This is a genomic window from Desulfosoma profundi (assembly GCF_055387865.1).
Genome location: NZ_AP042420.1, coordinates 441591 through 467817, shown reverse-complemented (window position 1 = coordinate 467817; position 26227 = coordinate 441591). Strand labels below are relative to the sequence as shown.

The window sequence follows — 26227 nt, the reverse complement described above, 5'->3', positions numbered from 1 at the left end:
AGTCGCGCCTCAAGTCCATGAAGGCTACCACTGAGAACATCCGCGGCATTGAAAACCTTGCTGCAAAATGCTCTCATCGGCGTAGGTGCAGCGACGGGCCATGAGCACTTCCCAGCCGTCCACCTCGTGGCCGTCAAATTCCGGGCCGTGCACGCATGCGAACCGGTTTGTTCGGCCCACACTCACGCGGCAGGCGCCGCACATGCCTGTGCCGTCCACCATCACCGGCGTCAAGTGCACCATGGTTTTGATGGCGTAAGGTCGAGTCATTTCTGAAAGGACGCGCATCAGGCACAAAGAGCACATGGCGATGAGCCGGTCAATGCGCCGCTTCGGGTGCTGGTTGAGCAGCTTGCGCATGGCCACAGTGGTGCTTTCCATCATGCCGTCGCCTTGGGTGCCCAGGGCGAGGATCAGGTTGTCACTGAGGTCCTGCAGAGGCTTTTGGCCGAAGAGGCGTTCCCGGTCAGGCGCTTGAACGATGGTGGTCAAGGTGTTGCCGTGTTCCTTCAAGGCCTTGAGAATAGGCACCATGGCGGCAATGCCGTATCCGCTTAACACCGACACCACATGACCGTAGTGCCCCACTTCCGCCGGGCGTCCCAAAGGACCGATGAAGCTCAAAAGGGTGTCTCCAGGCTGAAGGGTGGCCAGTTGCTGGGTGGTCTTCCCCACCTCGATGAACACAAAGTCCACCGTTCCCGCTTCAGAATCCCAATCGCTAAGGGTGAACGGCACCCGTTCGCCCTTTTCGTCGATGATGAGGATCACGAACTGGCCAGGTTTGGCCTTTTCTGCGACCACCGGAGCCTTCACGCGGAGCCGGTGAACCCTGGGAGCCAATACTTCATGATCGACAATAGGATACATGGCTATCTCTTCTCCACTTTTGCGGCCATCGTTGTGCCCGGAAGATGGGTCCCGCCGAGAACGCTCTGCAATCGCTCCGCCGGCACGGCCACGAGCTTTAAAGGAAGATGGATGTTGAGCGCTAATCGCCCTGAAATTTCCCCGCCGTTGAAAACCACCGTTACGGTATCCCCGGGCATGCATTCCAGACGGTAGGCATCCGTCGGGTTCATTTCGATCTCGCCGTCACAGGCCATCACCGTTTTGGATTCGGGCGCTAAAAGGGGACCGAAAAACGAAGGGTACAGGGCTTCTTTGGCCGTCAGGTGCAAAGGGAATTCCTTCTGCTCTTCCGGCGCTTCGGCGGCCTTTGCGGGCGCTGAAGGTTTCCAGGGCTTGTAGACCGGGGTGTGATCCGTAAAAAGGATCGGGGTCCCTGGATGCTCTGAAGTGGGGCACGGCACCTGAACCGCTTCATAACGCGCTCGGCTACGATCAATACCCGCGTAGCTTTGCACGTCGGCGCCCAGATTCTTGAGGATCATGCCGGGTTCTTCCTCGGCCAGGGGGCTGCCTCCCAGGTAGCGAGACCACGCCGCGGCCGTCTGGATGACGGTCTTTGAGCCTGTGTGTGGTGCAAGGGCTTTTTCCGTCCATTGCACACGCCGCTCCCCGTTGGTCAACGAACCGTCCTTTTCCAAAATTGGGGTCAATGGAAGCAAGACGTCGGCGCGAAGGGCTTCCGGGGGAGCGACCACATCGTGCACGACCAAAAAATCGAGGCTGTCTCGAACGGAAAGCAGTGGTTCCCAAGATTGTTCGCTGTAAGATTCCGCCGCCACGTAAGCCGCTTTAACCCGACCCGAGGTTAACACCTCCATCACGGTAGTGTCCCATCCGAGGTATCGAGCCCCCTGCATGTTGGACGTGCCGAACAGCGGCCAGAAACCTCCACCCGGTTTGCCGAAGCTTCCTTTGGCGAAACCAAGGGATATCAGCGCGCGGGTAAGGTCGGCGACGTCTGGGGAGTGCAAAACACCCAGGCCGGCCAGCACCGCCAGAGTATCCCGGGCGGCCAACATGCAGCCGGCCTCCACCAACGCCTCTTCGTGGATGCCCGTCAGGTGCGACACGGTCTCAAGGTCATAAGGGGCGGTGAGTTCCTTGAGGGCCGCCGCAAGTTCCGGTGCGGCGTTCTTGTCCATGCCTTTTTCATCCAGGATGATCCGTAACAAGCCCAGCACAAGGGCGGTTTCGGAACCCGGCAGGTAGCGCAGATGCACATGGGCGTACCGCGCAATGGCCACGTCGTATGGGTTTGCCACCACCAGCTTCGCCCCTTTGAGTACCGCTTGGCGGATGGCCGTGCCCGCGATGGGCTGAGAAGCCGCCGGATTCAAACCGATGGCGAAGATGGCGGGGGAGTGTGCCAAGTCCTTCAAACTGTTGGTGATCCCCGCGGTGCCTAGGAATTCACGAGCGGCCTTTTCAAAGGCCACGAGACCGGCCTGCGCCACAAGACCCACATTGTTGGTCTTGAATCCTTCACGGGCCAATCGGTTCAGAACATGAAGTTCCTCATTGGTCAAGCGGCCGTCCGTAAGAAATGCGATTTGGTCGGGAGCGTAGCTTTGGAGCTTTTCCCCTGCGTATTTCAAAGCCTCATCCCAGGACATGTCCTTCCAACGGTCGCCTTCCCTCAGCATGGGTTGTCGGAGCCGTTGGGGGCGAGCCACATAGCGTTTCATGAGAAAACGGCCTTGGACACATGCCTGGCCGTTGTTGCTGGGGCCGTCAGAACTGGGTTTCACTTGGATGAGCGCCTCATCGGCCGTTTTTTCCAACATCAGCCGACAACCGGCGCTACAGATCGGGCAGATGGCCGTCGCCCAATGAGTCTCCAGCTCTTTCTTGTAGAGGTCTGTGACAATGGCCGTCAAAGCGCGGCACACAGCATCCATGGACGCCCGTGCTTCACCGTGAAAATCTGTGAGATTTTCTCGCAGGGCTCCCACGGGACAGACATCCACACACGCGCCGCAGAACTGGCAACCCGACTCTTCAAGGGATCTCCCGAATGGCGTGCCCACAGATTGGCGTCCGTCTTTGGCTTCTCGGAACACGATGGTGCGAGCACCCCGGACTTCATGGCACACCCGCACGCAGCGTCCACAGCGTACACACAGGCTGTAATCTCGCTCGAAATAACTGCCCCCCGGCAACGGTTCGGGCCGGGTCACATCCGGCGCAGGGTAAGGGAAGTCTATGCCCACAACCGCCACCAGCTGTTGGAGTTCACAGGTGCCGTTGCGCGGGCACCCCAAACAATGCCGTGGATGATCCTGCAGGATCAGTTGGAGCATTTCCCGGCGAAAGTCGATGACTTTGGTCGACTGGGTCTGGACCCGAAGCCCTTCGCTCACGGGCGTCGTGCATGCCGCCGGCAAGCCTCGCTGGCCCTCGATTTCCACAGCACACAAGCGGCAGGATCCGCTGGGTTCCAAGGCCGGATGGAAACACAGACGGGGGATATAGATGCCTGCGTCATCCGCGGCCTGGAGGATTGTTTGGCCCGCCTTTGCCTTGACTTGCTGATCGTTGATCCAAATGTTGACGTCGCTCATCATGACCCCTGATTCTGTCGTTTCACCGTGAAGAGTGCCCGATCAAGAGAAAAAAATCACATTAAGGGCCAAAAAAACAAACCAAAACATCGGCTTAGGTCTTCGGCGGCCAGGCCGCCCCCGTGCATTGGCGCGCCCAAACCTTAAATGGAGACGGTCTGCTTGTCAACAACTTGGATCATGGCTGTGTAAGTCCGTGCACGGTGAAGGGTGCAGGCGTCCCCATCCGGCGCAGCCCATCGTTTTGGGGCCTCCGGATGCAATGCGCCTTGCGTGTGTCGAGCTTCTTCGATAAAGGAGAACATTGCTCAGCTGGGGGCATTGGGCACCGGGAGATGACAACGGGAGGAATAGATGAAGATCGCCTATTTCAGCATGGAAGTGGGCCTCAGTGAACACATCCCCACCTACAGCGGCGGGCTCGGCATTTTGGCGGGGGATCATATCAAATCCTCGGCAGACTTGAACATCCCGCTGGTGGCCGTCACACTCCTTTATAAACGCGGCTACTTCGTTCAGCAGATCAACGCGATGGGAGAACAAGAGGAACTCTACCCATATTTCGACCCACGGGCTTTCATGGAACCACTGCCCTTTAAGGTGACGGTTCCCATGGAAGGGCGGGATGTGCATGTCGGGGTGTGGAAATATCACCAAGTCGGTCACAAAGGCCGGGTGCCCGTATACTTCTTGGATACGGATCTTCCAATGAACCGCCCGGAGGATCGCATGATCACCCATTATCTCTACGGTGGAGATAAGCACACTCGCATCTGTCAGGAGGCGGTTTTAGGAATCGGCGGCTACATGATCTTGAAAAAACTGGAACCACACGTGAGCACCTACCACATGAACGAAGGTCACGCCGTTTTTCTCACTTTGGCCCTGCTCAAAGATGCCGGAGGCAACATCGAACGGGTGCGGGAAAAATGCGTCTTCACCACGCACACACCTGTGCCGGCAGGTCACGACATTTTCGATTACGGCATGGCCGAAGCGGTGCTTCAAGAGTATCTGCCGCCCAACATTCGGGAACTGGCGGGCCGGGACGCCCTCAACACCACCCTGCTGGCCTTGAATCTCTCCAGGGCGAGCAACGGGGTCAGCGAACTCCATGGGGAAGTGTCCCGAGACATGTTTCCGGGCTTCGACATCGGGCACATCACCAACGGAGTGCACCATCTGACCTGGACGGGCCCGGAATTCCAAGCGCTCTTCGATCGCTACTGCGCGGGATGGCGTGAACAACCTCAAAACCTGGCCAAAGCCCGGGACATTCCCGACGACGCGGTGCGTGAGGCGAAGAAAGCCGCCAAGAAGCGCTTAATCAGCTATATCAACGCCATTTCAGGAGCCGGATTCAGCGAAGAGCTTCTCACCGTAGGATTTGCCCGTCGTGCGGCTTCCTACAAACGGGCCACACTCGTCCTCACCGACCTGGAATACCTGGTGAACCTTTCCTACGACCGTGTCCAGTACATCTTTGCCGGCAAAGCCCATCCCCAAGACGGCGCCGGAAAGGAACTCATCACGGAGATCGTCCGCATTGCGAAGAAGTACGAAGAGAAGCTCCGAATCGTTTATGTGCCGAATTACAACATCTGGCTTGCAGCGCTCATGACCCAAGGCACCGACGTGTGGTTGAACACGCCGCGTCGGCCCCGGGAAGCGTGTGGCACCAGCGGCATGAAAGTGTGCTTCAACGGCGGGGTCAACATGAGCGTTCTCGACGGGTGGTGGAGAGAAGCCTGTCGGGACCGGATCAACGGTTGGGCCGTGGGCGACGACGAGGACCAGAGCGACGAAGAGGCCGCAGCCGATCTGTACCGGGACATCGATGACATGGTCACCACCTACTACGCGAGCCCGAAACACTGGGTGCAGATCATGAAAAACTCCATCGCCGACGTTTGCCCCGTGTTCAACACACACCGCATGGTACTGGATTACTTGCATAAGTATTATCTCTGAAAACCTTTTCCGGGACAGCTCCCCTGGGGGCTGCCCCGGCCAACCCAAAGCCAAGAGCAGGCAACACCTTGCTGTGGACATCTTTCGACACCCGGGGGATCCGGCGCGCTTTTCCCTGAAGTGTTTGTCGTCTTTATTGGGGCGAGTCCAGACAGCACCGACGGCGACTTTCAATCCGCCATGGTGCGATCTCTTTCGGCCCTCTCCATCTTTATCCCTATCATGTGTGCGTCCCTGATCTTGGAAGAATGTAATGATTTTTCACTGGATCCTCGCCAGCCTTTTCATTAGCGGAGAGGACGGCGCCAGGGGATCCGCCATTTGAGCGGAAACCGTTGCCGGCTCCGACATTCAAACCTGAATTTTGAGAACATGACCACAAGATGCTGCATTTCCTCGAGTCGGCCGATGCGTTCAAAAACTTTTCTGTCCCTCAGGATGCGGCTTTTCCCTTGGGAGGGAGCGGGCCGAGGGTAAAGAGGTTCCCCAGGGCCCCCCGTGGTCGTCCCCATACCGTGGTCCGCCCTGATCCAAAGGACCGCACCGATTCAGCGCAGGCGCGGTGGCCTGCTCCCACAGTGTCGTTGCCTGAAACCGGCATCGATTGGAAATCATGACCACTGATTTTCAGACGGCGGTAGGCTTTCCCGGAGTTGGGGCGAGCGGACTCGTGGTGCCCGTCGTGCTCAGCCTGACATGGGCCATGAGGTGCACGGAATCGTGTCTTTTCCGTTCATTCCCGAAAGACCCACGGGGCCCAGCGCATCACCCACTGAAGAATGGTAATGTCCGCCCGCTCTTGACTGTGTGGACACCATGGCCCAGACGGCGATGCTGTCCGTGGCCTTCCATGACGTCACCCGTTTCGGGAATGTGGGATCGCGCGCACTCGGTCACCTTTTATACGAGACAAACCAAAACCGTCGGGAAAACAATCGGCGGCCTCAGTCCTTGGTTTCCAGGGCCTGGAGAAGGTTGGGGACCGTGTCCTTGGGAGACACGGGCGACCAGGCCCGTTCCAGTGACCCTGAAGCATCAAAGAGAAAGGCGGATCGGGTGATCCCCTGGACGGCTTTGCCCCGAACCTGCTTTTCTCCCCACACCCCGAAAGCTTCGGCAACCAAATGATCGGAGTCCGACAGGAGAGGGTACGTCACCCCGTGTTTTTCCGCGAAACGCTTTTGGGTTGTCGAGGAATCGGGGCTGATTCCGAGGACCTTCACGCCCAGTGCGCTCAGTTGATCCAAGGCTTGCTGGACAGAGAGGACCTGAGCGGTGCATCCCCCCGTATTGGCTCGGGGGTAGAAAAAGATGAAGAGCTTGGATCCCGCAAAATCTTCCGGCCGGACCACGTTGCCGTCTTGATCGAGAAGGGAAAAAGGCGGCACCGGATCACCTGGGGTCAAAGATGCATCTTTGAGGGGCGACGCCATGGGGACGACTCCTTTCAGGATCGATAATCGGCGTTAATTTTGACGTAATCATAAGAAAAGTCGCAGGTATACACGGTTTCTTCCTCGGTTCCCTCTCTGAGATCCAAGGTCACACGGATGTCTTTTTGCCGGAGCACCGCCGAGGCTTTCTCCTCCAGCTCTTCGTCCTGGACGGGCTGACCGTTTCGAAAGATGCACACATTTTCAAAGAAGAGGCTGACGCGGCTCGGATCGAAATCCACTCCGGCCCGGCCGGCCGCGGCCACCACCCGGCCCCAATTGGCGTCTTGACCGAATAGAGCGGTTTTCACCAAGGGGGAGGTGGCAATGGTATTGGCGACACGGAGGGCACGATCTGAGGTTTTGGCTCCGGACACCGTGACGGTGACAAACTTTGTGGCCCCCTCGCCGTCACGGACGATCTGTTGGGCGAGACTGACACACACGTCCGTGAGGAGTGTGCCGAAAGCCTTTCCGTCGGGGGACATGGGGTCGGTGATGGTGGGGTGGTCGGCGGCGCCGCTGGCCAAGACCAACACGGTATCGTTGGTGCTGGTGTCCCCGTCGACCGTAATGCGATTAAAAGAGCGGTTGGCGGATTTGTCGAGCCAAAACTTCAGGACGTCGGGAGTGATCCGGGCGTCGGTGACGACAAAGGCGAGCATGGTGGCCATGTCGGGGGCGATCATGCCCGAGCCTTTGGCAATTCCGCCGCATGTGACTCGTGTGGCGTTGAGCGGCCGTTGGGCCCACGCGGTCTTCTCCACCGTGTCCGTAGTCATAATGGCCGCGGCGGTGTCCAACCAGCCGTCCGGTCGAAGGTTCGCAAGGAGTTCAGGGAAAGCCGCTGCCAGGACCTCCAATTGGATTTGTGGGCCGATAACGCCAGTGGAGGCCACAAGGACCTGTTCCGGAGGAATGCCGAGCACCGAGCCCAGGCGCCGGGCACTGTCCCGGGCCCGTCGAAGCCCCTCTTCGCCCGTGCAGGCGTTGGCGATTCCGGCATTGATGAGGACCGCTCGAGCCATACCCCCGGCTGCGGCGAGGTGTTCCTTGCATAACATCACGGGGGCCGCACAAAACCGGTTCCGCGTGAAGACTCCGGCCGCCGTCGCCGGCCTCTCACTCACGATGAGGGCACAGTCGAGGCGGTTTTTGTAGCGCATGCCGCTTTTCGCCGCTGCCGTGCGAAACCCCGGCACATGAAAGATTCCCTGATGGACCATGCCGTCATTCGCCGCTGATGTCATTTTTCGGGCCTCACTTTCCGCAGCACTTCTTGTATTTTTTCCCACTCCCGCAGGGACAGGGGTCATTCCGTCCCACCTTCTTTTCTTTCTTCACCGTTGGAGCGGGCCCTTGGCCTCCGGAAGGGCCGTAGTACATGGGTTGGTTCTCCTGATCCTGCCGAAGCTGCTGAACTTCCTCCTCTCGGCGAATTTGGACGTGGAAGAGAATGCGCACCGTTTCTTCTTTGAGCCGGTGAATCATATCGTCAAACAGGGCGTGAGCTTCCCTCTTGTAGGCCACCAGCGGGTCCTGCTGGGCGTAGCCCCGGAGACCGATCCCTTCCTTCAGATGGTCCATGTTGAGCAGATGGTCTTTCCATAAGCTGTCGAGGGTCTGCAGAAGAACATAGTTTTCCAGATCCCTCATGAGGGTGTCGCCCAGTTCCTTTTCACGCTCTTCATAGCGTTCGTGGACCCGCTGCCAGAGAAGTTCTTTGAGAGCCTCCTGGGTCATGTCGGCGAGCTCGGAGGCTGCAGGCATCAGTCCCGGGCCGAAAAGGCGTTGCACTTCGGCGCTCAGCGTTTGGAGATCCCAGTCTTCCGCATAGGTTTTCTCATCCGTGGCGGCCTCGACGATCTCCAACAACAACTCCTCCGCCATGTCCAGGACCGTGGCCTTGAGGTCGCCGCCTTTGAGGGCTTCCCGACGCTGCCGGTAGATGACCTCCCTTTGCTGGTTCATCACATCGTCGTATTCGAGCAGGTGCTTGCGGATACTGAAGTTGTGAGCTTCCACGCGCTTTTGGGCGTTTTCGATGGCCTTGGTGACCAGCCGATGTTCGATGGGTTCGCCTTCTTCCATGCCGATGCGCTGCATGAGGCCGGAGATGCGGTCGGCGGCGAAGATGCGCATGAGGTCGTCTTCCAGGCTGAGATAGAACCGGGACGAGCCTGGATCTCCCTGTCGACCGGCACGACCCCGCAACTGATTGTCGATGCGCCGGGCTTCGTGCCGTTCCGTGCCGAGGATATGCAAACCGCCTAGTTCGGCCACCCCAGGTCCTAGGACGATGTCGGTACCCCGGCCGGCCATGTTGGTCGAAATGGTCACGGCGCCTCTCTGGCCCGCCTTGGCCACGATTTCCGCTTCCTTTTCGTGGTGCTTGGCATTGAGCACCTGGTGGGGGATACCTTCCCGTTTGAGCATGCGGCTGAGCATTTCCGATTTGTCGATGCTCACGGTGCCGACCAGCACGGGCCGGCCCTGGGCGTGAAGTTCCTTGATTTCCTGGACGACGGCCTGAAATTTTTCCCGCTCGGTGCGGAAGATGCAATCGGGATGGTCCGTGCGGATCATCCGCCGGTGAGTGGGGATGACCACGACTTCCAAGTTGTAAATTTTCGCAAATTCCTCCGCTTCCGTATCGGCGGTGCCGGTCATCCCGGCAAGCTTCTTATACATGCGGAAATAGTTCTGAAACGTGATGGAGGCCAGGGTCTGGTTTTCGTTTTCCACCTGGACGCCTTCCTTGGCTTCCAAGGCCTGATGCAACCCGTCGCTGTAACGCCGTCCGGGCATGAGGCGCCCCGTGAATTCATCGACGATGATCACCTTGCCGTCTTTGACGATGTAGTCCACATCCTTGTGGAAAAGGGTATGAGCCCGTAAAGCCTGTTGGACGTGGTGCAGCAGATCCATGTTTCTCGGGTCATAGAGGTTTTCCACTCCCAGGAGGGACTCCGCGGCGGCGACTCCCTGTTCCGTGAGGGTCACCGTGCGGGTTTTTTCTTCCTTGGTGTAGTGGATTTCCGGCTTGAGATGCGGGATGATCCGGTTGACCCGAACGTAGAGCTGGGTGGATTTTTCAGCCGGTCCCGAGATGATCAGCGGGGTCCTCGCCTCGTCGATCAGGATACTGTCCACCTCGTCCACAATGGCGTAGTGGAGTTCCCGCTGGACCATATCCTCCAGGCGGAACTTCATATTGTCCCGAAGGTAGTCGAATCCGAATTCGTTGTTGGTCCCATAAGTGACATCGCAGTCATAGGCGGCTTTGCGCTGGCGATCGTCCAATCCGTGCACGATACAGCCCACGGAAAGCCCAAGAAACCTGTACGCGGCACCCATCCACTCACTGTCGCGCTTGGCCAGGTAGTCGTTGACCGTGACCACATGAACACCCCGGCCGGTCAAGGCATTGAGATAGACCGGCATGACGGCCACCAGCGTTTTCCCTTCACCGGTTTTCATTTCCGCGATTTTACCCTGGTGGAGGACGATCCCACCGATGAGCTGGACGTCAAACGGGCGCATCCCGACGGTCCGAGCCGCCGCTTCGCGGGCGACGGCAAAGGCTTCGGGCAATAAGTCGTCCAGCGGTTCACCGCGGGCGATCCGTTGGCGGAATTCCCCGGTTTTGGCTTGGAGGGCTTGGTCACTCAGCGTGCGGACGGTCGGTTCCAACTGATTGATGGCATCCACTAAAGGGGCGATGCGTCTCAAGTTGCGCTCATTTTGAGTGCCAAAAACCTTTTTGAGTAAGGCACCGATCATGGTGATTCTTCTCCTTGGTAAAGGTCGACGGCGGCCTCGAAGCTCGCCGGTTCGGTTCTATAACGCACAAATCTAGGAAATTCAACGCAAGGCTCCCGAAGGGCCGGGGCTGGTCGGAGTGTGCGGGCCCTTGGAGCGGCAGGTGGCGGCGGATGAGGGGATCGAGTGCAGCCCAAAGGGGGCAGGCGAAAGGCTTGACAAGGGGACGGGATCTCTGCTATTTGGCCATGTAAAAAAACGGTGTTTTTTATGATGAAACGATCGGGACAGCCCAATGCCATCGAAAAAGCCCTTCAGGTGCTCCTGGCCTTCCAAGTGGACCGTCCGCAGTGGGGCGTGCGGGAACTTGCGGCCCACCTGGGCTTCAGCCCCGCGACCATCCAGAGGGTTTTGCAGACCTTGAAGGCCCATCACTTCATCGATCAGGATCCCCAGACGCAACAATACCGGCTCGGCCCAATCTATTACCGGTTTCTCGAGGTGCTGCAGAGTCAGCACAGCGTGGTGCGGGAAGCCGCGCCGATCATGCGCCGGCTGAGTTTCGAAACAGGGGAGACGGTCCATCTCAATGTGGTGGACGGCCGGGAAAGGCTGTGCATCGACAGTGTGGAATCCATGCAGTCGCTTCGGGCGGGCATGCCCGTAGGAAACCGATCGCCCCTCTACGCCGGAGCCTCCTCAAAGTGCCTGTTGGCCTTCTCCCCGGAGAGCGTTGTGGATACCTACCTTGCCGAGCTTTCGCCGGCACCGCTCACCCCGAACACCATCGTGGACATAGAGGCGCTCAGGGCGGAAATCGCCGCCATCCGAAGCCGCGGCTATGCGGAAAGTCTGGCTGAGCGCACCTTAGGGTTGGGCTCTTTGAGCGTTCCTGTTTTCTCCCATGGCGGCCATCTGGTCGCGGCACTCAGCATGGCCCTGCCGGAGCTCCGTTTCGGAAAACAGGAACACAAGCAGCGTTGTCTGTTGCACCTCTTGAATGCAGGCCGGGAGCTGTCCCGACGTATGGGCTGGCAGGGGCCTTATCCTAAACCCCATGCGGCTGGGACATCCCAAAAGTGATTGTGGACCGAGAGAAGGGGAGGGCTATGACGCAGCGAGCCACGGCGTTGAGCGGCATCAAAGTGTTGGATCTTTCTCGGGTTCTCGCGGGACCCTACTGCTCCATGATGCTGGGGGACATGGGGGCGGATGTCATCAAGGTGGAAAGGCCTGGGGTCGGGGATGACACCCGCCAGTGGGGCCCCCCGGAAGCGGGGGGGGAGGCCGCATATTACCTGTGTGTCAACCGCAACAAGCGCAGCATCACGGTAGACCTCAAGAAAGAAGAAGGCCGAAACATCATCCGCGCCTTGGCTTCTCGAAGCGACATTCTCATCGAGAATTACAAGGTAGGCACCCTGCCCAAGATGGGATTGGGCTACGAAGACCTCAAGAAAATCAACCCCCGGCTGATTTACTGCTCCATTACGGGATTCGGCCAGAACGGCCCCTACAAGGACAAACCGGGCTACGATTTCATGATTCAGGGCATGGGCGGGATCATGAGCATCACCGGGGACCCTGACGGCCCTCCCATGAAAGTGGGTGTAGCCATCGTGGACATCACGGCGGGCCTTTTTGCCTGCAGTGCCATTTTGGCGGCGCTGCACCACAGAAGCGTCACCGGCCGAGGGCAACACATCGATGTGGCCTTACTGGATGCCGTGGTGGCTTGGTTGGCTAACGTGGGTAGCAACTACCTTGTCTCAGGGGAGATTCCCAAAAGATACGGCAACGCCCACCCGAACATCGTCCCCTATGAGCCGTTCAAGTGCAAAGACGGGACGTATATCGCCCTCGCGGTGGGTAACGACCGGCAATGGCAGGACTTTTGTCGGCTGGCCGGTTTGGAGCATCTGGCGGATGATCCCCGATTTTCGACCAACCCGCAACGGGTGATCCACCGCAAAGAGCTCATCCCGCTGGTCGCCCAAGCCATGCTTCAGATGACCGGGGACCAATGGCTGGAAGCCTTGGACCGGCTGAAAATCCCCTGTGGACCGATCAACACGTTGGACCGCGTGTTTTCGGATCCGCAGGTGCTGGCCCGGGAAATGGTCGCCGAAGTTCCGCATCCCACGGCCGGGTCCGTGAAGTTGGTGGCGAGTCCGATGAAGTTTTCGGACACTCCGTGCCTCATTGAAAGGCACCCACCGCTTTTGGGAGAACACACCGATGAGGTCCTTCGGCAGGAGTTGGCGTATTCCGATGAAGAGATCCGGCGTTTGCGGCAGCAGGGGGTGATTTAAGAAGGCCATGGGTGAAGCGCTCATCATTTTCGTCAATGGCGTCGTCGGGGTTTTTCTCGGGATGGGCGTGCTCTATGGAGCCATGCATCTTTTGGCCTGGCTCGTTCGGCGCCTGGGTAAGGAGGAGCATTCATGAACGGGGGACCCCTCGATTTGTTGACCCAAATGGGCCTGTTGGCGGTGACGCCCGGCATGGTGTTCATGTGGGGGGTTGCGGGCGTGCTCATTTACCTGGCCGTCGCGAAACAATTTGAACCGCTGCTGCTCTTGCCCATCGGCTTTGGAATCTTGGTGGCCAATCTTCCGCTGACGGGCTTGATGGAGCCCGGCGAGGGTCTCCTTTGGCGTTTTTACCACTACGGGCTTCAGTGGGAAATTATTCCACCTGTCATCTTTATGGGGTTGGGGGCCCTCACCGACTTCGGGCCGATGCTCGCCCGGCCGTCTTTGGTGTTTCTCGGGGCCGGAGCCCAAGTGGGCGTCTATGTCACGTTTTTCATTGCCCGTCTCTTGGGCATGAGCCTGCCGGAAGCTGCCACGACGGGAATCATCGGGGGCGCAGACGGCCCGACGACCATATACCTGGCCACGAGGCTGGCCCCGCACATGTTGGGCAGTTGCGCCGTGGCGGCTTATTCCTATATGGCCTTGGTGCCCATCATCCAGCCGCCGGTCATGAAGCTTTTGACAAGCCCGGCGGAGCGGGCCATCGTCATGAAAAAATCCCGAAAGGTTCCTAAACTCGAGCGGATTCTCTTTCCCATTGTCGCCACGTTGGTCACAGTGCTTGTCGTGCCGGCGTCGGCTCCTCTCATGGTCATGTTCATGGTGGGGAACCTTTTCCGGGAATCGGGGGTGGTGGAGCGTTTGGCCGGAGCGGCCCAGAACGAACTCATGAACATTGTGACCATCTTTCTGGGTTTGTCCGTGGGGGCGACCATGAACGCCGCGACGTTTCTCCAGCCTAAGGTGATTTTCATCTTCGTTCTCGGGCTGGGGGCTTTTGCCGTAAGCACCGCGTCGGGAGTCCTCTTTGCCAAGTTCATGAACCTATTCCTCAGGGATAAGATCAACCCCTTGATCGGCGCTGCAGGGGTGTCGGCCGTGCCCATGTCAGCCCGGGTGGTCCATCAGTTGGGCAGTGAGGCCAATAAGAAAAATTACCTGCTCATGTTTGCCATGGGTCCGAACATCGCCGGCGTCATTGGAACCATTTTGGCGGCTGGGGTGTTCCTTTCCATGTTGAAATAAACCGCCTCGAGCGGTGTTGTCCTTTCGGTGAAAAGATCCACGGATGACCCATTGAACGAACCACAAGGAGGACTGAACATGGCCGAAGACGTCCTGGCCCCCATGGTGGGCAAAATTTTGAAAATCAAGGTCAAGCCCGGTGACGCGGTGCAGGAAGACGATGAGGTCCTCGTCATGGAATCCATGAAGCTGGAGACGGCCGTTCATGCGCCGTGCAGCGGGATCGTCAAGGAGATCAAAGTCTCCGAAGGTGATCGCGTGGAAGAAGACGACGTCTTGCTTGTCATCGAATAACCCGCAGGAAGGGAGACGCTCATGCAGTTTGAACTCACCGAAGAACAACGGATGGTGCAGGAACAGGCGCGCCGTTTCGCCGAAAAAGAGATCCTTCCCACCGTGGAGGCCGAGGAGCGCGGGCACGTGTTCAACCGGGAGCGATTGAGGAAGATGGGGGAATTGGGCTTTTTCGGCTGCTGCATCCCCGAGGAGTATGGGGGAAACGGCATGGGCTTCGTCGAATCGGTGCTCATGACCGAACAGATTGCCAAGGTGTCCCCGTCGTGGCGTGTTCCTTTCAACATGCAAAACATCGGCCCGGCCGTAACCGTGAACCAGTTTGGCACCGAGGAACAAAAGAAGGCCTACATTCCCGGCTGGGTCTCCGGGGAGAAAATCGGGTTTTTTGCCATCACGGAACCCAACGCCGGTTCCGATGTGGCAGGAATGCGGACCACGGCAAAGGATATGGGCGACCATTGGGAACTGAACGGCCAGAAAATGTGGATCAGCAATGCCCCCGTGGCCGACGTGGGCTTGGTGTACGCCTACACCGACAAGGAAAAGAAATACAAAGGCATGACGTGCTTCATTGTGGATGTGGCGAACAATCCCAACATTGAGCGGCGTGCCATCGAGTCCAAGTTGGGCTTGCACTGTTCTCCAACGGGTGAGCTCATCTTTGATGGCGCGAAGATTCCCAAGGACGCCGTCCTGGGGCAGGTCGGTGAGGGCTTCAAGATCTGCATGTGGATGCTCAACAACACGCGGCTGAGCTGTGCCGCGGGAGCCCTCGGGGTTTCCGGCGCGTGTCTGGAATTGGCGGTGAAATACGCCAATGAAAGAACCCAGTTCGGCAATCCCATCTCCACCTATCAGATGATCCAGGCCCAGATCGCCGAGATGGCCGCGGAACACGAAGCCGCCAAATGGCTCGTCTATCACGCGGCGTACCTGAAGGATCAAGGCAAACCCAATCAGCTCCAGACGTCCATTGCCAAGTTTTTCGCCTCCGAAGCCGCCGTCCGCGCCGCCAACGAAGCCATGAAAATCTTCGGCTCCTACGGGTTTTCCACGGAATATCCCATAGAACGCTACTATCGCGATGTGAAGTCCTACCAGGTCGTGGAAGGGACGAGCAATGTGCAGAAGATGATCATTGCGGGCATTACGTGCGGTCACCAGCCGAACCGGTAGAAGGAGGGGGGCATGGCACCCGAGTGGAAAGAGCTGACGGAAAAATTCCAAGCCGAGCGCGAGCGGCTTCGGGCGGGCGGGGGAGCCGATCTTCAGGCGAAAGAGCATGCCAAGGGGAAGCTCACGGCCCGGGAGCGCATTGAGCTCTTGTTCGACCCCGGCACCTTTGAGGAACTGGATCTTTTCGCCAAGCACATCGGGCGGGATTACGGGCTGGACAAGAAGGATCTGCCCGCCGACGGCGTCATCATCGGCTATGGAGAAGTGAACGGTCGGGGATGCATGGCTTACGTGGAAGACTTTACGGTCGTGGCGGGAACTTTTGGGGAGCGCCACGGGCGAAAGATCTGCAAGATCATCGATATGGCCCGAAAGTACGGTTACCCGGTGGTGGGCATCAACGACTCTGGCGGGGCCCGCGTGACGGAGCAGATGGGGGCGTTGTCTCAGTACGGCCAGCTGTTTTACCGACATGTGGCTGCGTCGGGGGTTGTTCCCCAAATCGCCCTGATCATGGGCCCTGTGGCCGGTGGTCAGGCGTACTCGCCAGCTCTCATGGACTTCATCTTCATGGTCGACAAAACCAGCTCCATGTTTATCGCCGGCCCGCCGCTGGTGGAGGCGGTCGTTTACGAAAAGACCGATGAGCAGTCCTTGGGCGGTCCGAAAGTCCACGGGCGGATCACCGGGGTTTCGGATGGGACCATGGCTGACGATCGGCAATGTCTCGAACAGACGCGGCGTCTGCTGTCCTATCTGCCTCTGAACAACAAGGAGCTGCCTCCTTACGAGGTCCCTGACGATCGACCGGATCGGGACACGTCGGAACTGGAAACCATTATTCCAACGGACCAAAAGAAACTGTACAACATGCGCCGTGTGATCGAGGTGGTGTTCGATCAAGGGAGCTTTTTTGAACTGAAGAAGGAGTTCGCCCAGAACCTCATCATCGGCTTTGCCCGCCTCAACGGCCATGTGGTCGGCGTGGTCGCCAACAACCCCATGAAATACAACGGCGCACTGGACTACAACGCGGCGGACAAGGGCTCTCGATTTATTCGGTTCTGTGACGCCTTCAACATCCCCCTCATCAATCTTCAGGATGTCCCGGGCTTTCTCATCGGGACACGTTCAGAACACAACGGAATCATCCGCCATGGGGCCAAGATGCTTTATGCCTACGCGGAAGCGACCGTGCCGAAAATCACCTGCGTTGTCCGAAAAGCCTATGCCGGCGGGTATTTGGCCATGTGCAGTAAGGATCTCGGGGCAGACGTGGTCTTTGCCCTGCCCACGGCGGAAATCTGCCTCATGGGCCCCCAAGGGGCGGTGAACATTCTTTTCCGCAAGGAAATCGCTTCGGCTCCGGATCCGGAAAAGATGCGGGCCGAACGGGAAGCGGAATTCATGGAACGCTACGTGAATCCCACGTATGCCGCAGGATTGCAGCATGTGGATGACATCATCCTGCCTGGGGAAATGCGCCGACGCCTCATCAAAGCCCTGGAGATGACCATGGACAAAGAGGAAGAGGCGCCGGAGCGCAAGCATGGCATCACGCCGGTGTGACGACGGATTAAAGGGGAAAGAACCGCCGCAGAGTTCTTTCCCCTTTTTTGTGGTACCTAAAAATGTTGTTTCTTCTCGACAAAAATTGTACGGATTTGTCAGAGGTCGTGGCTGGTTTCCGGATGTTGGCATAGGGGTTTGGTTGAGGCAGCAGGGGACGAATGGCTCAAGAGAAAGGAGATGTTTATGAAGAAGCTCTGTTTGGCGTGGGTTTTCGTCTTGTGTCTTTTTGCCGGTCAAGCGCAGGCGGAATCGGCTAAGGCCATCATTGCCACGGGGGGGATCGGCGGCGTCTACTACTATTATGGGACGCAGGTCGCCGAAATCCTCACCAAGGCCAACGCCATTCCGGCAACGGCCATTCAGACGGCGGCATCTGTGGACAACATGCTGCTCATTCGAGATAAAACCGACCCTACCAAGAAAACTTTCTTTCTCGGGACGGTTCTTCCGGACACGGCCTATTTCGCCGTGACGGGAAAACACGAAAAATTCGCCGACAAGCCTGTCAAAGCCACCATCCTGTGGATGATGTACCCCAATTACCTCCATGTGGTCACCACAGATCAGTCGGGGATCAAAACCTTGGCGGATCTCAAGGAAAAGCGTGTCTCCACGGGAGCACCCGGCAGCGGGACGGAGTTTACGGCCCTGAATCTTCTGAAGGCCGCCCAAATTGATCCTGAGAAATTCAAGAAGTGGGAAAAGCTTGGGGCCAAAGAATCCGATGAGGCCTTGGCCAACGGGACCATTGACGCGTATTTCTGGTCAGGGGGGCTGCCTACGGGGAGCATCGTGGAATTGGCCAACACGCTCAAGCGCAAGGGGGTGAACCTCATGCTGGTCCCCCTTCCTCCAACGGATCCTGCGGTAGCCGCATTTATGAATGAATTCAAGGGACTTGTGGATCCGACCGTCATCAAGAAAGACATCTACTCCTTGAATGAAGACGTTCCCTCTTTGGCCTTCTGGAACATGTTCATGGGGCCGGAAGCCCTCCCTGAGGATCTCGCTTACACCATCACCAAAACAGTCTTCGAAAATCTGGAAACGCTCCATGCTTCGGTGAAGCCGTCCAAAGACACCACCGCGGAAAATACCGCGCGATTCATCGGCACGACGGCGATCCCCTATCATCCCGGAGCCGTGCGCTACTTCAAGGAGAAAGGCCTCGTGAAGTAACGGGGACGGCCATCCATGAACCTTCGCCCCGCGGTGATCTGTTGGATGCTCCTCATGTTCGGCTGGATCGCCGTGGGGTTTCTCCTGAAGCCTGCACAGATCGTTGGACAAAACGGGTCGAGCCGGGTCTTGTTCTGGCGTTACGAGAAGGGGACCATCCGTTTTGTCAACTCGGTGACTCTAAAGCCTGTAACCATTCATTTTAGAGTTCGAGGGCAGTTCAGCGACTTTTCCATGGAAACGGACGAAGAGACGGAGAATTATTACACATCTGGAACCTATGCCATCGACCCGGTTCTTTCCCGCCAGAAGACTTCCTCGCTGAAGCTGTGCAGTATCCATGGCATCGCGCTCTCCGTTGGTGACGACAGGTGGGAGATTCAAGACGGCTGCGTGGAGGTGACTCTCTTATGGACGTTTTGATTCGAAGACTTGTGCATGTACTGGCGATTGTGGGAACGCTTTACCATCTCTACCTCGTCGTTCACCCATACACGCCCTTTTCCACTTGGAGGATTTCCATCCTGGATCTCACTCAGGTGCAGCGGGCCACCCACGTGTGCCTCATCGCGCTGTTGGGCTATTGGGTTTGCATTTTTCGGCTGAAAAGTCGGCAATTCTGGGGGGCGCTTCCCCTGCTCGTCATGACAGGCTTTCTGACCTGGGAATTTCTACGTTTGGATCTTCCCGTGTTTATGAAGGTCCTGGCCGTTGCCGTGTGGGCCCTGACGATGCTCTCCGTCACCATTCCCCCGATTGGCAAAATGGCCAACCTCATCTGTGGGCTGTTGAGCCTGGCACCGTTCATTTATCTTGTGGCGGCCTACGAGAAACTCATCTACCGGGCCATCCTCCCGGAACCGTGGGATCTTTTCATGGCGCTGAGCGAAATCCTCTTGGTGCTCGGGGTGATCTTTCGGTTGAGCGGGCCGATCATGCCCACTTTGGTCATGGTTTTCGTCCTTTATAATATCTACGGACATCACGTTCCGGGCGTTTTTTCCAATCCCGGTTTCAGCGTGGATATGCTTCTGGGGAAGATGTATTGCGAAACGGAGGCGGGCATCTTTGGGTCCATCACCGGCGTTTCCTTGAAGTATCTGATCTACTTCACCACGCTGGGGGCGGTGGTGACCCAGATGGGTTTTGGGAAAATCATTGCCAATATCGCTCTGCTTCTGGTTGGTCGCAGTCCGGCGTCTCCCGGTCGGGCCAGTTCCGTCATGGCCGTCCTCATGGGAATGTTTTCCGGATCCGGCGCCGCGGACACCCAATTCGTGGCCACCCTGACAAAGCCGCTTTACGACCAGGTTCGCTACAACCGTCTCGTGGCGGCGGGTGTGATCGCCACGGTGGGTTCCATCGCTTACATCACCCCACCGGTCATGGGCTCCATTTCGTTCATCATGGTGGAACTTTTGTCTATTCCCTATTCCATGATCATCATCATGGCCACAGGTCCCATGTTACTCTACCTCCTGGGTATCCTCTTATACAATGAGCTTTACGTGCGCCGCGAGGGGCTCCCTCACCTGGAGGTGGCTTCCACAACCAACTGGGCTTATTTCTGGCGTTATTCCTATGTCTTTATTCCCATCCTTTTCATCATCGCGTTGATCTATCGAGGTATTTCCATCAACCTTACCGTGTCTGTAGCCATCGCCCTGTTTGTGCTCTTCGCCTATATGGACAAATCGGTCCGCCCCCCGGTGGCCAAGATCTGGGAGGCTTTGGAAGAGGGGATCACCTCGCTGCTGCACATCGCCAGTGCGGTCATCGCCGCCAACATGATTATGTCCATGATGGTGTTGAGCGGCCTGGCGTCAAAGTTTTCCATTGTCATGCTGAAGATCAGCGGCTCGAGCATCCTTTTCGCGACGCTGTTCACCGGCGCTTTCAGCCTCATTCTGGGGATGGGCGTGCCGCCTATCGCCACCTACGTTTTGACTTCGGCCCTGACCGCGCCGACCATTCAGAAATTGGCCATGATGAGCGGAATCCCCGAGGGACCCGCCCTCTTAGCCACCCACATGTTCCTCTTCTATTTCGCAGTGCTGGCGGAAGTCACCCCACCCGTGGCTCTTTCGGCCTATGCCGCCGGAGCGGTCATGGGAACGGATCCCATCAAGACGGGGGTCTTTGCCTCGAGGGTAGCCTTGCCCAAGTATTTCATCGGATTGACTTTCATCCTGTCGTTCAGCGGGACGGCTCTCCTGATCCTTCCCGTGACGCAGACGTTGTCGGGCTTTGCCGCATTTCAGGAGATTACCCTGCGTTATATCGCCTCCATCGGGGCTGTGGTCTTTCTCAATGCGGGGGTGGTGGGCCACTTGTTCCGACGACTCTTGAATGTTGAGCGGTGGCTGTTGGGCCTGTGTGGTCTTCTGCTCTTCTATCCGCATTATCCCAGCAATGCGGTCAGCGGCGCCGTTGCGCTCGTCGTCTCAGTCAACGCCTGGCTCACCCGCCGAAAGGCGGCCGTGTCGGCCGTGTCAGGATGAATGCGGAGTGACCTAGAAAACAGCGGGCACTGCGGGGGGCGAGCCTAAAGGTTCGCCCCCCGGGGTAACCGCCGAAGCGGTGCCGCTGGAGCAATCCCACTCACGCGACTTCTTGTTTCCTCGCAGTGTCTCTATCGGAAAAGACGGCCGGTTCCCCGCCAAGACAAGGACGCCCGATCGTCCACCCGACAAGACACCCGTCCGTGAGTCATTTTCGGCAACGCGTCAAAGTGTCCTTGTCCCGTGGTCACCCTTGGCCACCAGGGCGAAGCGGTGTGAGGATGAGCCTCTGTGTCAAATCTTTGGAAAAACTCTCCGGAAAGGGCTTTTGTCCGAGACACATGGCCAGTAGGTCGATATCATCCAAGGCCAAAATGGCTTCCAGTTCCTGGAGCTCCTGTTCACTGAACCCTTGGGCGTGCGTGTTCCAGAAGCGGGTCAGGATGAGCTCCAGCTCCTGGGTCGCCCGGCGTCGGCACAAGTAATGCAACTTTCTCCGAAGCCGTTCCAAAGACGTGTCCATGGTAAACCTCCTGCCGTTTTTCACACGATGGGGGCCGTCGTCCACCCTGCGGCCCGGCTGCGGCCTGGCGGGGTTCCCAGGAAGATCAATCCGCGCCCATGGGCGTATTTTCCGCTGCCGCAATCGCGGGTTCGGCTGATAGGGGTCGAGCGGTGCACGTCTTCACCCATGAGACGACGGCTTTGAGTGCCGCAGGATGGTAAAGCAAAGCGACATGGCTCATGGGAGGGGTCCATTGGACCTGCCAATGGGATGTTGCGGGCACAAGGGCTTCTGTGGGGAGGACCATGTTGTCCACGGGAGAAGCCAGAGCCAGGAACGGGGCGCGGAGCCGAGGCCGGCGATTTTCGGCCTGTTCGATTTTCTCAATGAGTGGGCTTCGATATCCCAGGGAGCGTCCGAGTGTTCCGACGGCGAACACGGCCAAGCGACTCCCCTGATGAGGTGTTCCCAGGGTGAGGCATCCGGCGACGGTTCCTGGATCCACAGTTGCCGCGGCGCATCGGGCCAAGAGCCCACCCAGGCTGTGCCCCACAAGAAGGATCGGCCGAGATGGGCAATCCCGATGCAGCGTTTCCAGGTCGCGTGCAAGGCGTTCGCCCAGGGTGAAAAAATCGGTTCCCCAACTGGAATAGCCCCACATGCGGACATCTCGGACACCCGCCCGCTTCAAGGCCCTTTCCAAAAAAACGAAGGCGCTGCGGTTGTGATAGAGGCCGTGGATGGCGATGACAATGGGATCCGATGGACGGATCCCTTGAGGAACGTCCTTTCGCCGAGGCATCAATCCCAAGGGAAAGGTCAGGAAGGCCAAAGTCTGGGCGATGACAGCCCACAGGAAACCCTGAAGCACCCAGTGTCCCGTTCGATTTCCCGATCGGCGCCGCAGCACCTCCAGAGCCGCTCCGTTGGCCGTTTCATACCAGTACAAGACGAAGGTGATGAGGGCAAATAAGCCGATCATCCCCAAGAGCACAAGGATCAAACCGATCACAGATACCCTCTCCTTTCCAAAAAACCCTGCACATCGACGAGTTCCGGCACACAGCCGTCGGGCGCCGGACGATTCCCGTTCAGAATATCGGCGAGCACGGGCCGTTCCCTTTCGGGTCGGCAAAGTATCCATAAACCGCGCATGCCCGTGCGGCGAGCCGGGGCGATATCCAGCTCGTAGGAGTCCCCCACCATCCAGCAGTCTTGGATTCCCTGGGCCCGGGCGGTCTCCACGGCTCCATGGAAGAGCCGTTCTGAGGGTTTCTTGGTGCCCAGCCGGTAACTCAGGAACGGGAAGTCCACCAAAGTATGGATCTCCGGGCAGGTTTTCTGAAATCCCAAAAAGAATGGGTGCCAGATGTTGGAAATCACTCCGATGTGGTGTCCGGCCCTTTTCAGTCGCCGGATGAGCTCCGTGGCCCCGGGGATTTCCCGCACGCACTCGATTTGTTCATTCCACAAGCGTTCCACTTCCCGTTGGATGAGGTCCGGTTCATGCCGGGGGAGCAGTGCGGCAATGGAATGACCGACGGTGACCGGTTCTACGGCCGGAAGGGTCATGATGAGCTTTCCCACCCTTTTGGTTTGGGCCTCATCTAAACCTAGGACGGTGCCAAGGAGACGGCGGGGGGATTGTGGGGCGCCGGTGACCAAGGTGTGTCCGATGTCGAAAAAAAAAGCGGCCTTTTCCATAGGGCGTCCAGATTGTGCTAGTCTTGGATGAAGGGTGTTTTGTCACGCAGGCAGCGTTCCGCCCGTTCCAATTGCCGACCGACGTACAGAGCGTGATTGATGTCCGACAGAGCTCCGTCCCGAGCCAGTTCGTGCTGGATCCGGGAGGCTTTGGCGTGCCGGTAGGTCTTGAGCGTGACATCCCCGTAGCGATGCTCCACCAGGATGGCTTCCCCGTCTAAACTGATTCGGAAGTAGCCCATGGGATCTTCTTTATATTGGAAAGCTTTTTCAGCAGCAATGAGGACGGCCCGGTCGGCTTGGCCCGGGTCGATGGAAATGGAGTGGCTGAAAACGGTGATGGGTCCAGGCGGAAGCGGGACGGCCCGTGCGACGAAATCCTGCACGGCCATAAGGCCGTAAAAGTTCACCAGCCAGGCGTCCAGAGCGTTGTGCGTCCGAAAAACGGCGCTGAGGGTCAAAGCGTCTTGAAACGTGCGGAAATAGACACCTACCAGGCAAGGGTGACCCGTTGGAGCTTCCAGGTCCCGCCGCGGATCCCACAGCACGGCATAGGCCTTGCGGTCTTGCGGGTCCTTTTGGAGACGCCCGATGACCGCTTTCAGGCTGTCCACGTGGAAATAGACCCTCAGACGGTTCCCGTAGGTGTAGGTTTCGTCCTGCTCGATGGACCCGCTCAGAATATCCTCTTGGTACCGTTTCAACCTTTCTGGATCAAATCCGTAGCGCTGGAGAAGAGGCTCCGGGACAGGTCCCGGATGTTCCACGACGACCTTGACGTTCTGCAGCTCCCGTCGTTGCCCTTTGGCCAAAGTGACGGGGATGCCGAAGCGTTGAATTGTCGTGATCAGCTCTTTCCAGGCACTTAGAGGATCGTCGGCGATAACGGTATGGGCTCGAGGGTTGCTGGGAAAGCACGAAACGCGGACTTGCGGGAGGGGGACCTGAAGGCGTCCGGCGTTTGTGGAAGGAGCGGGCGTGTAGCTGCGCAGAAATCGGATCAGGCCTTCGGCGTCGGGATTGTCCTGGGGGGATCCGAAGAACCGGATCACCGGCGGCCTGTGGAAGTGCTCGGGTTTGACCAAGTCGTCGATGACACGCCGGGTGCCCCGGATCCGGACCGGGGTGGGGATTCCTTGAGGTGTGGGTTCGTAAGCCACCGGAGACCCCGGGCAGGGTTCCAGACCATGGTCGAAAAAAGCCTGCAGTTCTTTCAAAGATCCGGAACGATCTCTCCCATACACCACAAGGGTGTCAATCTGGGGGTTGAACAGCAGGTTCCTGAGGAGTTCCCGAAGTCCGTTGCCGTACAGGGTGCCTACGGCGGCGATGGGGCTCGTGTCTGGGTTGAGGTCCAGACCGCAGCGCCCGAGACGGGCCAGCACCACATCAGGGCGCGACCACAGAGTGAGAAGGCCCACGGTCCCATAAGGGTTGATGCGGATAAGCTGCGGTTCGCAGTGGATTGGGATGAACACGGGTTTCATCGGTTCGAGATAAAGTCGGTGGCCGGAGTTCGCCGACGGGACGTCACATTGCGAATATCCGAAAGGATATAGTCGTAGGTTTCAGGAGAAATGGTCAGTCTTTCGAAAATCTCGATCCCGGCTTCCCGGACGGCGTTCTGCCAGAAGAGGTCTCTCTCGGGTGTTGCGGAGTCGTAGCTTTGTTCGAAGTAGACCGCCCGGATGCGCGCCGTGGCGATGAGTTTCAAACATACGTAGCAAGGGGCTAAGGTGGTGTAGAGTGTCGCCCCTTCGACGGAAATCCCGTATCGGGCCGCCTGGGCGATAGCGTTGGCTTCGGCGTGGCTTGCCTTGCAGAAGTTGTACTTGTCCACATCCGGGATGCCTAGACTGCGCCGATAGCAATAAGGGCGGCCGTCGTCCATATCGGGTTGGTCGATGCAATGGGGGGCCCCGGGCATGGCGCCGTTGTAGCCCGTGGAGAGAATGTGGTTGTCTTTAACGATCACAGCCCCTGTTGGTCTGGAGTTGCAGGTGGAACGGGTGCTCACGATTTTGGCAATGAGCATGAAGTATTCATGCCAGTTGGGACGTTGTCGAGGCATCGGCGTGTTCACGAACCGTTTTCGGTCTTTTCATGATAGAGAAAACACCCTACGAAGCGGCCTTCTCCATAGGGTTCCAAGGATGGCACAAACCGGCGGCACATGTCCATGGCTTTGGGACAACGCGTATGAAAATGGCATCCGTGGGGCGGATGAAGCGGACTGGGAAGATCGCCCGTCAGGCCTTTTCGTTCTCTCTTCCTGTCTGGATCGGGAAGAGGGGCCGCCTCGAGAAGCGCCTGGGTGTACGGATGGCGCGGGTCATGATAAAGGGTCTTTTTATCCGCTGATTCCACGATGCGCCCAAGGTACATGACGGCGACCCGGTCGCTGATGTGGCGCACCACGGACAGATCGTGGGAGACGAACAAATAGGTCAAGCCGAACTGTTCCTGGAGGTCCATGAGGAGATTGATGACCTGGGCTTGAATGGACACATCCAGGGCGGAGACGGGTTCGTCACAGATGACGAGTTCTGGTTGGAGCGCCAGCGCTCGGGCGATGCCGATGCGCTGACGTTGCCCCCCGCTGAACTCATGGGGGTATCGGTTGATGTGTTCCGGGCGCAGGCCGACCATTTCCATGAGATAACGCACGCGCTCCTGACGTTCGGCCGCCGTACCGATTTGATGGATCACCAATCCTTCGCCGATGATGCGTCCGACGGACTGACGCGGGTTCAAGCTGGCGTACGGGTCCTGAAAAATGATTTGCATCCGGCGGCGAAGAGGGCGCATTTGGGTTCGGGTCAGCCCCACGAGGTCCACGCCGGAGAAAAAGATGGAGCCCGCCGTCGGTTTTTCCAGCTGCAGGATCACGCGCCCGAGGGTGGATTTGCCGCAGCCGCTCTCCCCCACGAGGCCCAGGGTTTCCCCTTTGTGGATGGAGAGGCTGACTCTGTCCACGGCCTTAACCAGTCCCACTTGGCGGCGCAACACCCCCCCGGTCACCGGGTAGTCCTTGGAGACGTTTTTCAGGACGACGAGGGGTTCTTTCGACGGTGTTCGTTCCATGGTTTCC

At 58.2% G+C, this 26227-nt stretch carries 22 protein-coding genes; 11 read left to right on the top strand and 11 right to left on the bottom strand.

What is annotated here, in order from left to right; all coding sequences use genetic code 11:
• Positions 1–24: 24 nt before the first annotated feature.
• Together ACZ5K9_RS02015 and ACZ5K9_RS02010 are read right to left on the bottom strand one after the other, a co-directional pair.
• Positions 25–870: a sulfide/dihydroorotate dehydrogenase-like FAD/NAD-binding protein gene (locus ACZ5K9_RS02015; RefSeq protein WP_464272755.1), complete on the bottom strand. Its 846-nt coding sequence runs from the start codon at positions 868–870 to the stop codon at positions 25–27.
• 2 nt (positions 871–872) lie between these two features.
• Entirely contained in the window at positions 873–3476 is a 2604-nt protein-coding gene (locus tag ACZ5K9_RS02010; protein WP_464272754.1) for a molybdopterin-dependent oxidoreductase, read from the bottom strand.
• A 351-nt stretch (positions 3477–3827) separates the two neighbouring features.
• On the opposite strand from ACZ5K9_RS02010, the gene glgP reads away from it, so the two are divergent.
• Entirely contained in the window at positions 3828–5444 is a 1617-nt protein-coding gene (gene glgP / locus ACZ5K9_RS02005; RefSeq protein WP_464272753.1) for an alpha-glucan family phosphorylase, read from the top strand.
• A gap of 944 nt (positions 5445–6388) precedes the next feature.
• On the opposite strand, the gene bcp is transcribed toward glgP, so the two are convergent.
• The 3 genes from bcp to secA are packed head-to-tail and all read right to left on the bottom strand — an operon-like array spanning position 6389 to position 10660.
• A complete protein-coding gene (gene bcp, locus ACZ5K9_RS02000) occupies positions 6389–6877 on the bottom strand; it encodes a thioredoxin-dependent thiol peroxidase (RefSeq protein WP_464272752.1) in 489 nt (162 codons plus the stop codon).
• A gap of 14 nt (positions 6878–6891) precedes the next feature.
• Positions 6892–8127 carry a bifunctional glutamate N-acetyltransferase/amino-acid acetyltransferase ArgJ gene (gene argJ, locus ACZ5K9_RS01995; RefSeq protein WP_464272751.1) on the bottom strand — a complete coding sequence of 412 codons (1236 nt, stop codon included), beginning with the start codon at positions 8125–8127 and terminating at the stop codon, positions 6892–6894.
• A gap of 10 nt (positions 8128–8137) precedes the next feature.
• Positions 8138–10660, bottom strand: a complete 2523-nt coding sequence (gene secA / locus ACZ5K9_RS01990) for a preprotein translocase subunit SecA (RefSeq protein WP_464272750.1) — start codon at positions 10658–10660, stop codon at positions 8138–8140.
• A 249-nt stretch (positions 10661–10909) separates the two neighbouring features.
• Here secA and ACZ5K9_RS01985 point away from each other — a divergent pair, with 249 nt between their 5' ends.
• The 10 genes from ACZ5K9_RS01985 (at position 10910) to ACZ5K9_RS01940 (ending at position 20927) form a co-directional block, all read left to right on the top strand.
• A complete protein-coding gene (locus tag ACZ5K9_RS01985; RefSeq protein WP_464272749.1) occupies positions 10910–11722 on the top strand; it encodes an IclR family transcriptional regulator in 813 nt (270 codons plus the stop codon).
• 26 nt (positions 11723–11748) lie between these two features.
• Positions 11749–12951 carry a CaiB/BaiF CoA transferase family protein gene (locus ACZ5K9_RS01980; RefSeq protein ID WP_464272748.1) on the top strand — a complete coding sequence of 401 codons (1203 nt, stop codon included), beginning with the start codon at positions 11749–11751 and terminating at the stop codon, positions 12949–12951.
• Positions 12952–12958: 7 nt separating this feature from the next.
• On the top strand, positions 12959–13087 hold the full coding sequence (locus ACZ5K9_RS01975) for a hypothetical protein (RefSeq protein WP_464272747.1): 129 nt from the start codon (positions 12959–12961) through the stop codon (positions 13085–13087).
• On the top strand, positions 13084–14202 hold the full coding sequence (locus ACZ5K9_RS01970; RefSeq protein WP_464272746.1) for a sodium ion-translocating decarboxylase subunit beta: 1119 nt from the start codon (positions 13084–13086) through the stop codon (positions 14200–14202). Before ACZ5K9_RS01975 ends, ACZ5K9_RS01970 begins: the two co-directional genes overlap by 4 nt.
• Before the next feature lie 78 nt (positions 14203–14280).
• Positions 14281–14496 (top strand): biotin/lipoyl-containing protein, encoded by a 216-nt coding sequence (locus ACZ5K9_RS01965; protein WP_464272745.1) that lies wholly within the window; start codon positions 14281–14283, stop codon positions 14494–14496.
• A 21-nt stretch (positions 14497–14517) separates the two neighbouring features.
• On the top strand, positions 14518–15675 hold the full coding sequence (gene acd, locus ACZ5K9_RS01960; RefSeq protein ID WP_464272744.1) for a glutaryl-CoA dehydrogenase Acd: 1158 nt from the start codon (positions 14518–14520) through the stop codon (positions 15673–15675).
• Positions 15676–15687: 12 nt separating this feature from the next.
• Positions 15688–17244, top strand: a complete 1557-nt coding sequence (locus ACZ5K9_RS01955; protein WP_464272743.1) for an acyl-CoA carboxylase subunit beta — start codon at positions 15688–15690, stop codon at positions 17242–17244.
• Between the two features lie 186 nt (positions 17245–17430).
• Entirely contained in the window at positions 17431–18426 is a 996-nt protein-coding gene (locus ACZ5K9_RS01950) for a TAXI family TRAP transporter solute-binding subunit (RefSeq protein WP_464272742.1), read from the top strand.
• Between the two features lie 15 nt (positions 18427–18441).
• Positions 18442–18849 (top strand): hypothetical protein, encoded by a 408-nt coding sequence (locus ACZ5K9_RS01945; protein WP_464272741.1) that lies wholly within the window; start codon positions 18442–18444, stop codon positions 18847–18849.
• Positions 18837–20927 carry a TRAP transporter permease gene (locus ACZ5K9_RS01940; RefSeq protein WP_464272740.1) on the top strand — a complete coding sequence of 697 codons (2091 nt, stop codon included), beginning with the start codon at positions 18837–18839 and terminating at the stop codon, positions 20925–20927. Before ACZ5K9_RS01945 ends, ACZ5K9_RS01940 begins: the two co-directional genes overlap by 13 nt.
• Positions 20928–21174: 247 nt before the next feature.
• Here the strand turns inward: ACZ5K9_RS01940 and ACZ5K9_RS01935 are convergent, their stop codons facing one another.
• The 6 genes from ACZ5K9_RS01935 to ACZ5K9_RS01910 form a co-directional block, all read right to left on the bottom strand.
• Positions 21175–21450, bottom strand: coding sequence for an FAD assembly factor SdhE (locus tag ACZ5K9_RS01935; protein ID WP_464272739.1), 276 nt, complete (start codon positions 21448–21450; stop codon positions 21175–21177).
• An 85-nt stretch (positions 21451–21535) separates the two neighbouring features.
• A complete protein-coding gene (locus tag ACZ5K9_RS01930) occupies positions 21536–22444 on the bottom strand; it encodes an esterase/lipase family protein (protein WP_464272738.1) in 909 nt (302 codons plus the stop codon).
• The gene (locus tag ACZ5K9_RS01925; RefSeq protein ID WP_464272737.1) at positions 22441–23136 is read right to left on the bottom strand and encodes an HAD family hydrolase; all 696 of its coding nucleotides are present in this window, start codon (positions 23134–23136) and stop codon (positions 22441–22443) included. The genes ACZ5K9_RS01930 and ACZ5K9_RS01925 overlap by 4 nt, the downstream gene beginning before the upstream one ends.
• A 17-nt stretch (positions 23137–23153) precedes the next feature.
• Positions 23154–24614, bottom strand: a complete 1461-nt coding sequence (locus tag ACZ5K9_RS01920) for a thymidylate synthase (RefSeq protein WP_464272736.1) — start codon at positions 24612–24614, stop codon at positions 23154–23156.
• A 5-nt stretch (positions 24615–24619) separates the two neighbouring features.
• Positions 24620–25207, bottom strand: a complete 588-nt coding sequence (locus tag ACZ5K9_RS01915; RefSeq protein ID WP_464272735.1) for a deoxycytidylate deaminase — start codon at positions 25205–25207, stop codon at positions 24620–24622.
• An 8-nt stretch (positions 25208–25215) separates the two neighbouring features.
• Complete coding sequence (locus ACZ5K9_RS01910; RefSeq protein ID WP_464272734.1) at positions 25216–26220, bottom strand: ABC transporter ATP-binding protein; 1005 nt, start codon at positions 26218–26220, stop codon at positions 25216–25218.
• Positions 26221–26227 lie beyond the last annotated feature (7 nt).

What these genes read in the sequence shown, in the direction of transcription:
- ACZ5K9_RS02010 (WP_464272754.1), bottom strand. Translation starts at nt 3,476, where the DNA reads ATGATGAGCGACGTCAACATTTGGATCAACGATCAGCAAGTCAAGGCA.
- ACZ5K9_RS01955 (WP_464272743.1), top strand. Translation starts at nt 15,688, where the DNA reads ATGGCACCCGAGTGGAAAGAGCTGACGGAAAAATTCCAAGCCGAGCGC.
- ACZ5K9_RS01935 (WP_464272739.1), bottom strand. Translation starts at nt 21,450, where the DNA reads ATGGACACGTCTTTGGAACGGCTTCGGAGAAAGTTGCATTACTTGTGC.
- ACZ5K9_RS01985 (WP_464272749.1), top strand. Translation starts at nt 10,910, where the DNA reads ATGATGAAACGATCGGGACAGCCCAATGCCATCGAAAAAGCCCTTCAG.
- ACZ5K9_RS01940 (WP_464272740.1), top strand. Translation starts at nt 18,837, where the DNA reads ATGGACGTTTTGATTCGAAGACTTGTGCATGTACTGGCGATTGTGGGA.
- secA (WP_464272750.1), bottom strand. Translation starts at nt 10,660, where the DNA reads ATGATCGGTGCCTTACTCAAAAAGGTTTTTGGCACTCAAAATGAGCGC.
- ACZ5K9_RS01965 (WP_464272745.1), top strand. Translation starts at nt 14,281, where the DNA reads ATGGCCGAAGACGTCCTGGCCCCCATGGTGGGCAAAATTTTGAAAATC.
- glgP (WP_464272753.1), top strand. Translation starts at nt 3,828, where the DNA reads ATGAAGATCGCCTATTTCAGCATGGAAGTGGGCCTCAGTGAACACATC.
- ACZ5K9_RS01975 (WP_464272747.1), top strand. Translation starts at nt 12,959, where the DNA reads ATGGGTGAAGCGCTCATCATTTTCGTCAATGGCGTCGTCGGGGTTTTT.
- ACZ5K9_RS01945 (WP_464272741.1), top strand. Translation starts at nt 18,442, where the DNA reads ATGAACCTTCGCCCCGCGGTGATCTGTTGGATGCTCCTCATGTTCGGC.
- ACZ5K9_RS02015 (WP_464272755.1), bottom strand. Translation starts at nt 870, where the DNA reads ATGTATCCTATTGTCGATCATGAAGTATTGGCTCCCAGGGTTCACCGG.
- acd (WP_464272744.1), top strand. Translation starts at nt 14,518, where the DNA reads ATGCAGTTTGAACTCACCGAAGAACAACGGATGGTGCAGGAACAGGCG.
- ACZ5K9_RS01915 (WP_464272735.1), bottom strand. Translation starts at nt 25,207, where the DNA reads ATGCCTCGACAACGTCCCAACTGGCATGAATACTTCATGCTCATTGCC.
- argJ (WP_464272751.1), bottom strand. Translation starts at nt 8,127, where the DNA reads ATGACATCAGCGGCGAATGACGGCATGGTCCATCAGGGAATCTTTCAT.
- ACZ5K9_RS01925 (WP_464272737.1), bottom strand. Translation starts at nt 23,136, where the DNA reads ATGGAAAAGGCCGCTTTTTTTTTCGACATCGGACACACCTTGGTCACC.
- ACZ5K9_RS01910 (WP_464272734.1), bottom strand. Translation starts at nt 26,220, where the DNA reads ATGGAACGAACACCGTCGAAAGAACCCCTCGTCGTCCTGAAAAACGTC.
- bcp (WP_464272752.1), bottom strand. Translation starts at nt 6,877, where the DNA reads ATGGCGTCGCCCCTCAAAGATGCATCTTTGACCCCAGGTGATCCGGTG.
- ACZ5K9_RS01970 (WP_464272746.1), top strand. Translation starts at nt 13,084, where the DNA reads ATGAACGGGGGACCCCTCGATTTGTTGACCCAAATGGGCCTGTTGGCG.
- ACZ5K9_RS01980 (WP_464272748.1), top strand. Translation starts at nt 11,749, where the DNA reads ATGACGCAGCGAGCCACGGCGTTGAGCGGCATCAAAGTGTTGGATCTT.
- ACZ5K9_RS01950 (WP_464272742.1), top strand. Translation starts at nt 17,431, where the DNA reads ATGAAGAAGCTCTGTTTGGCGTGGGTTTTCGTCTTGTGTCTTTTTGCC.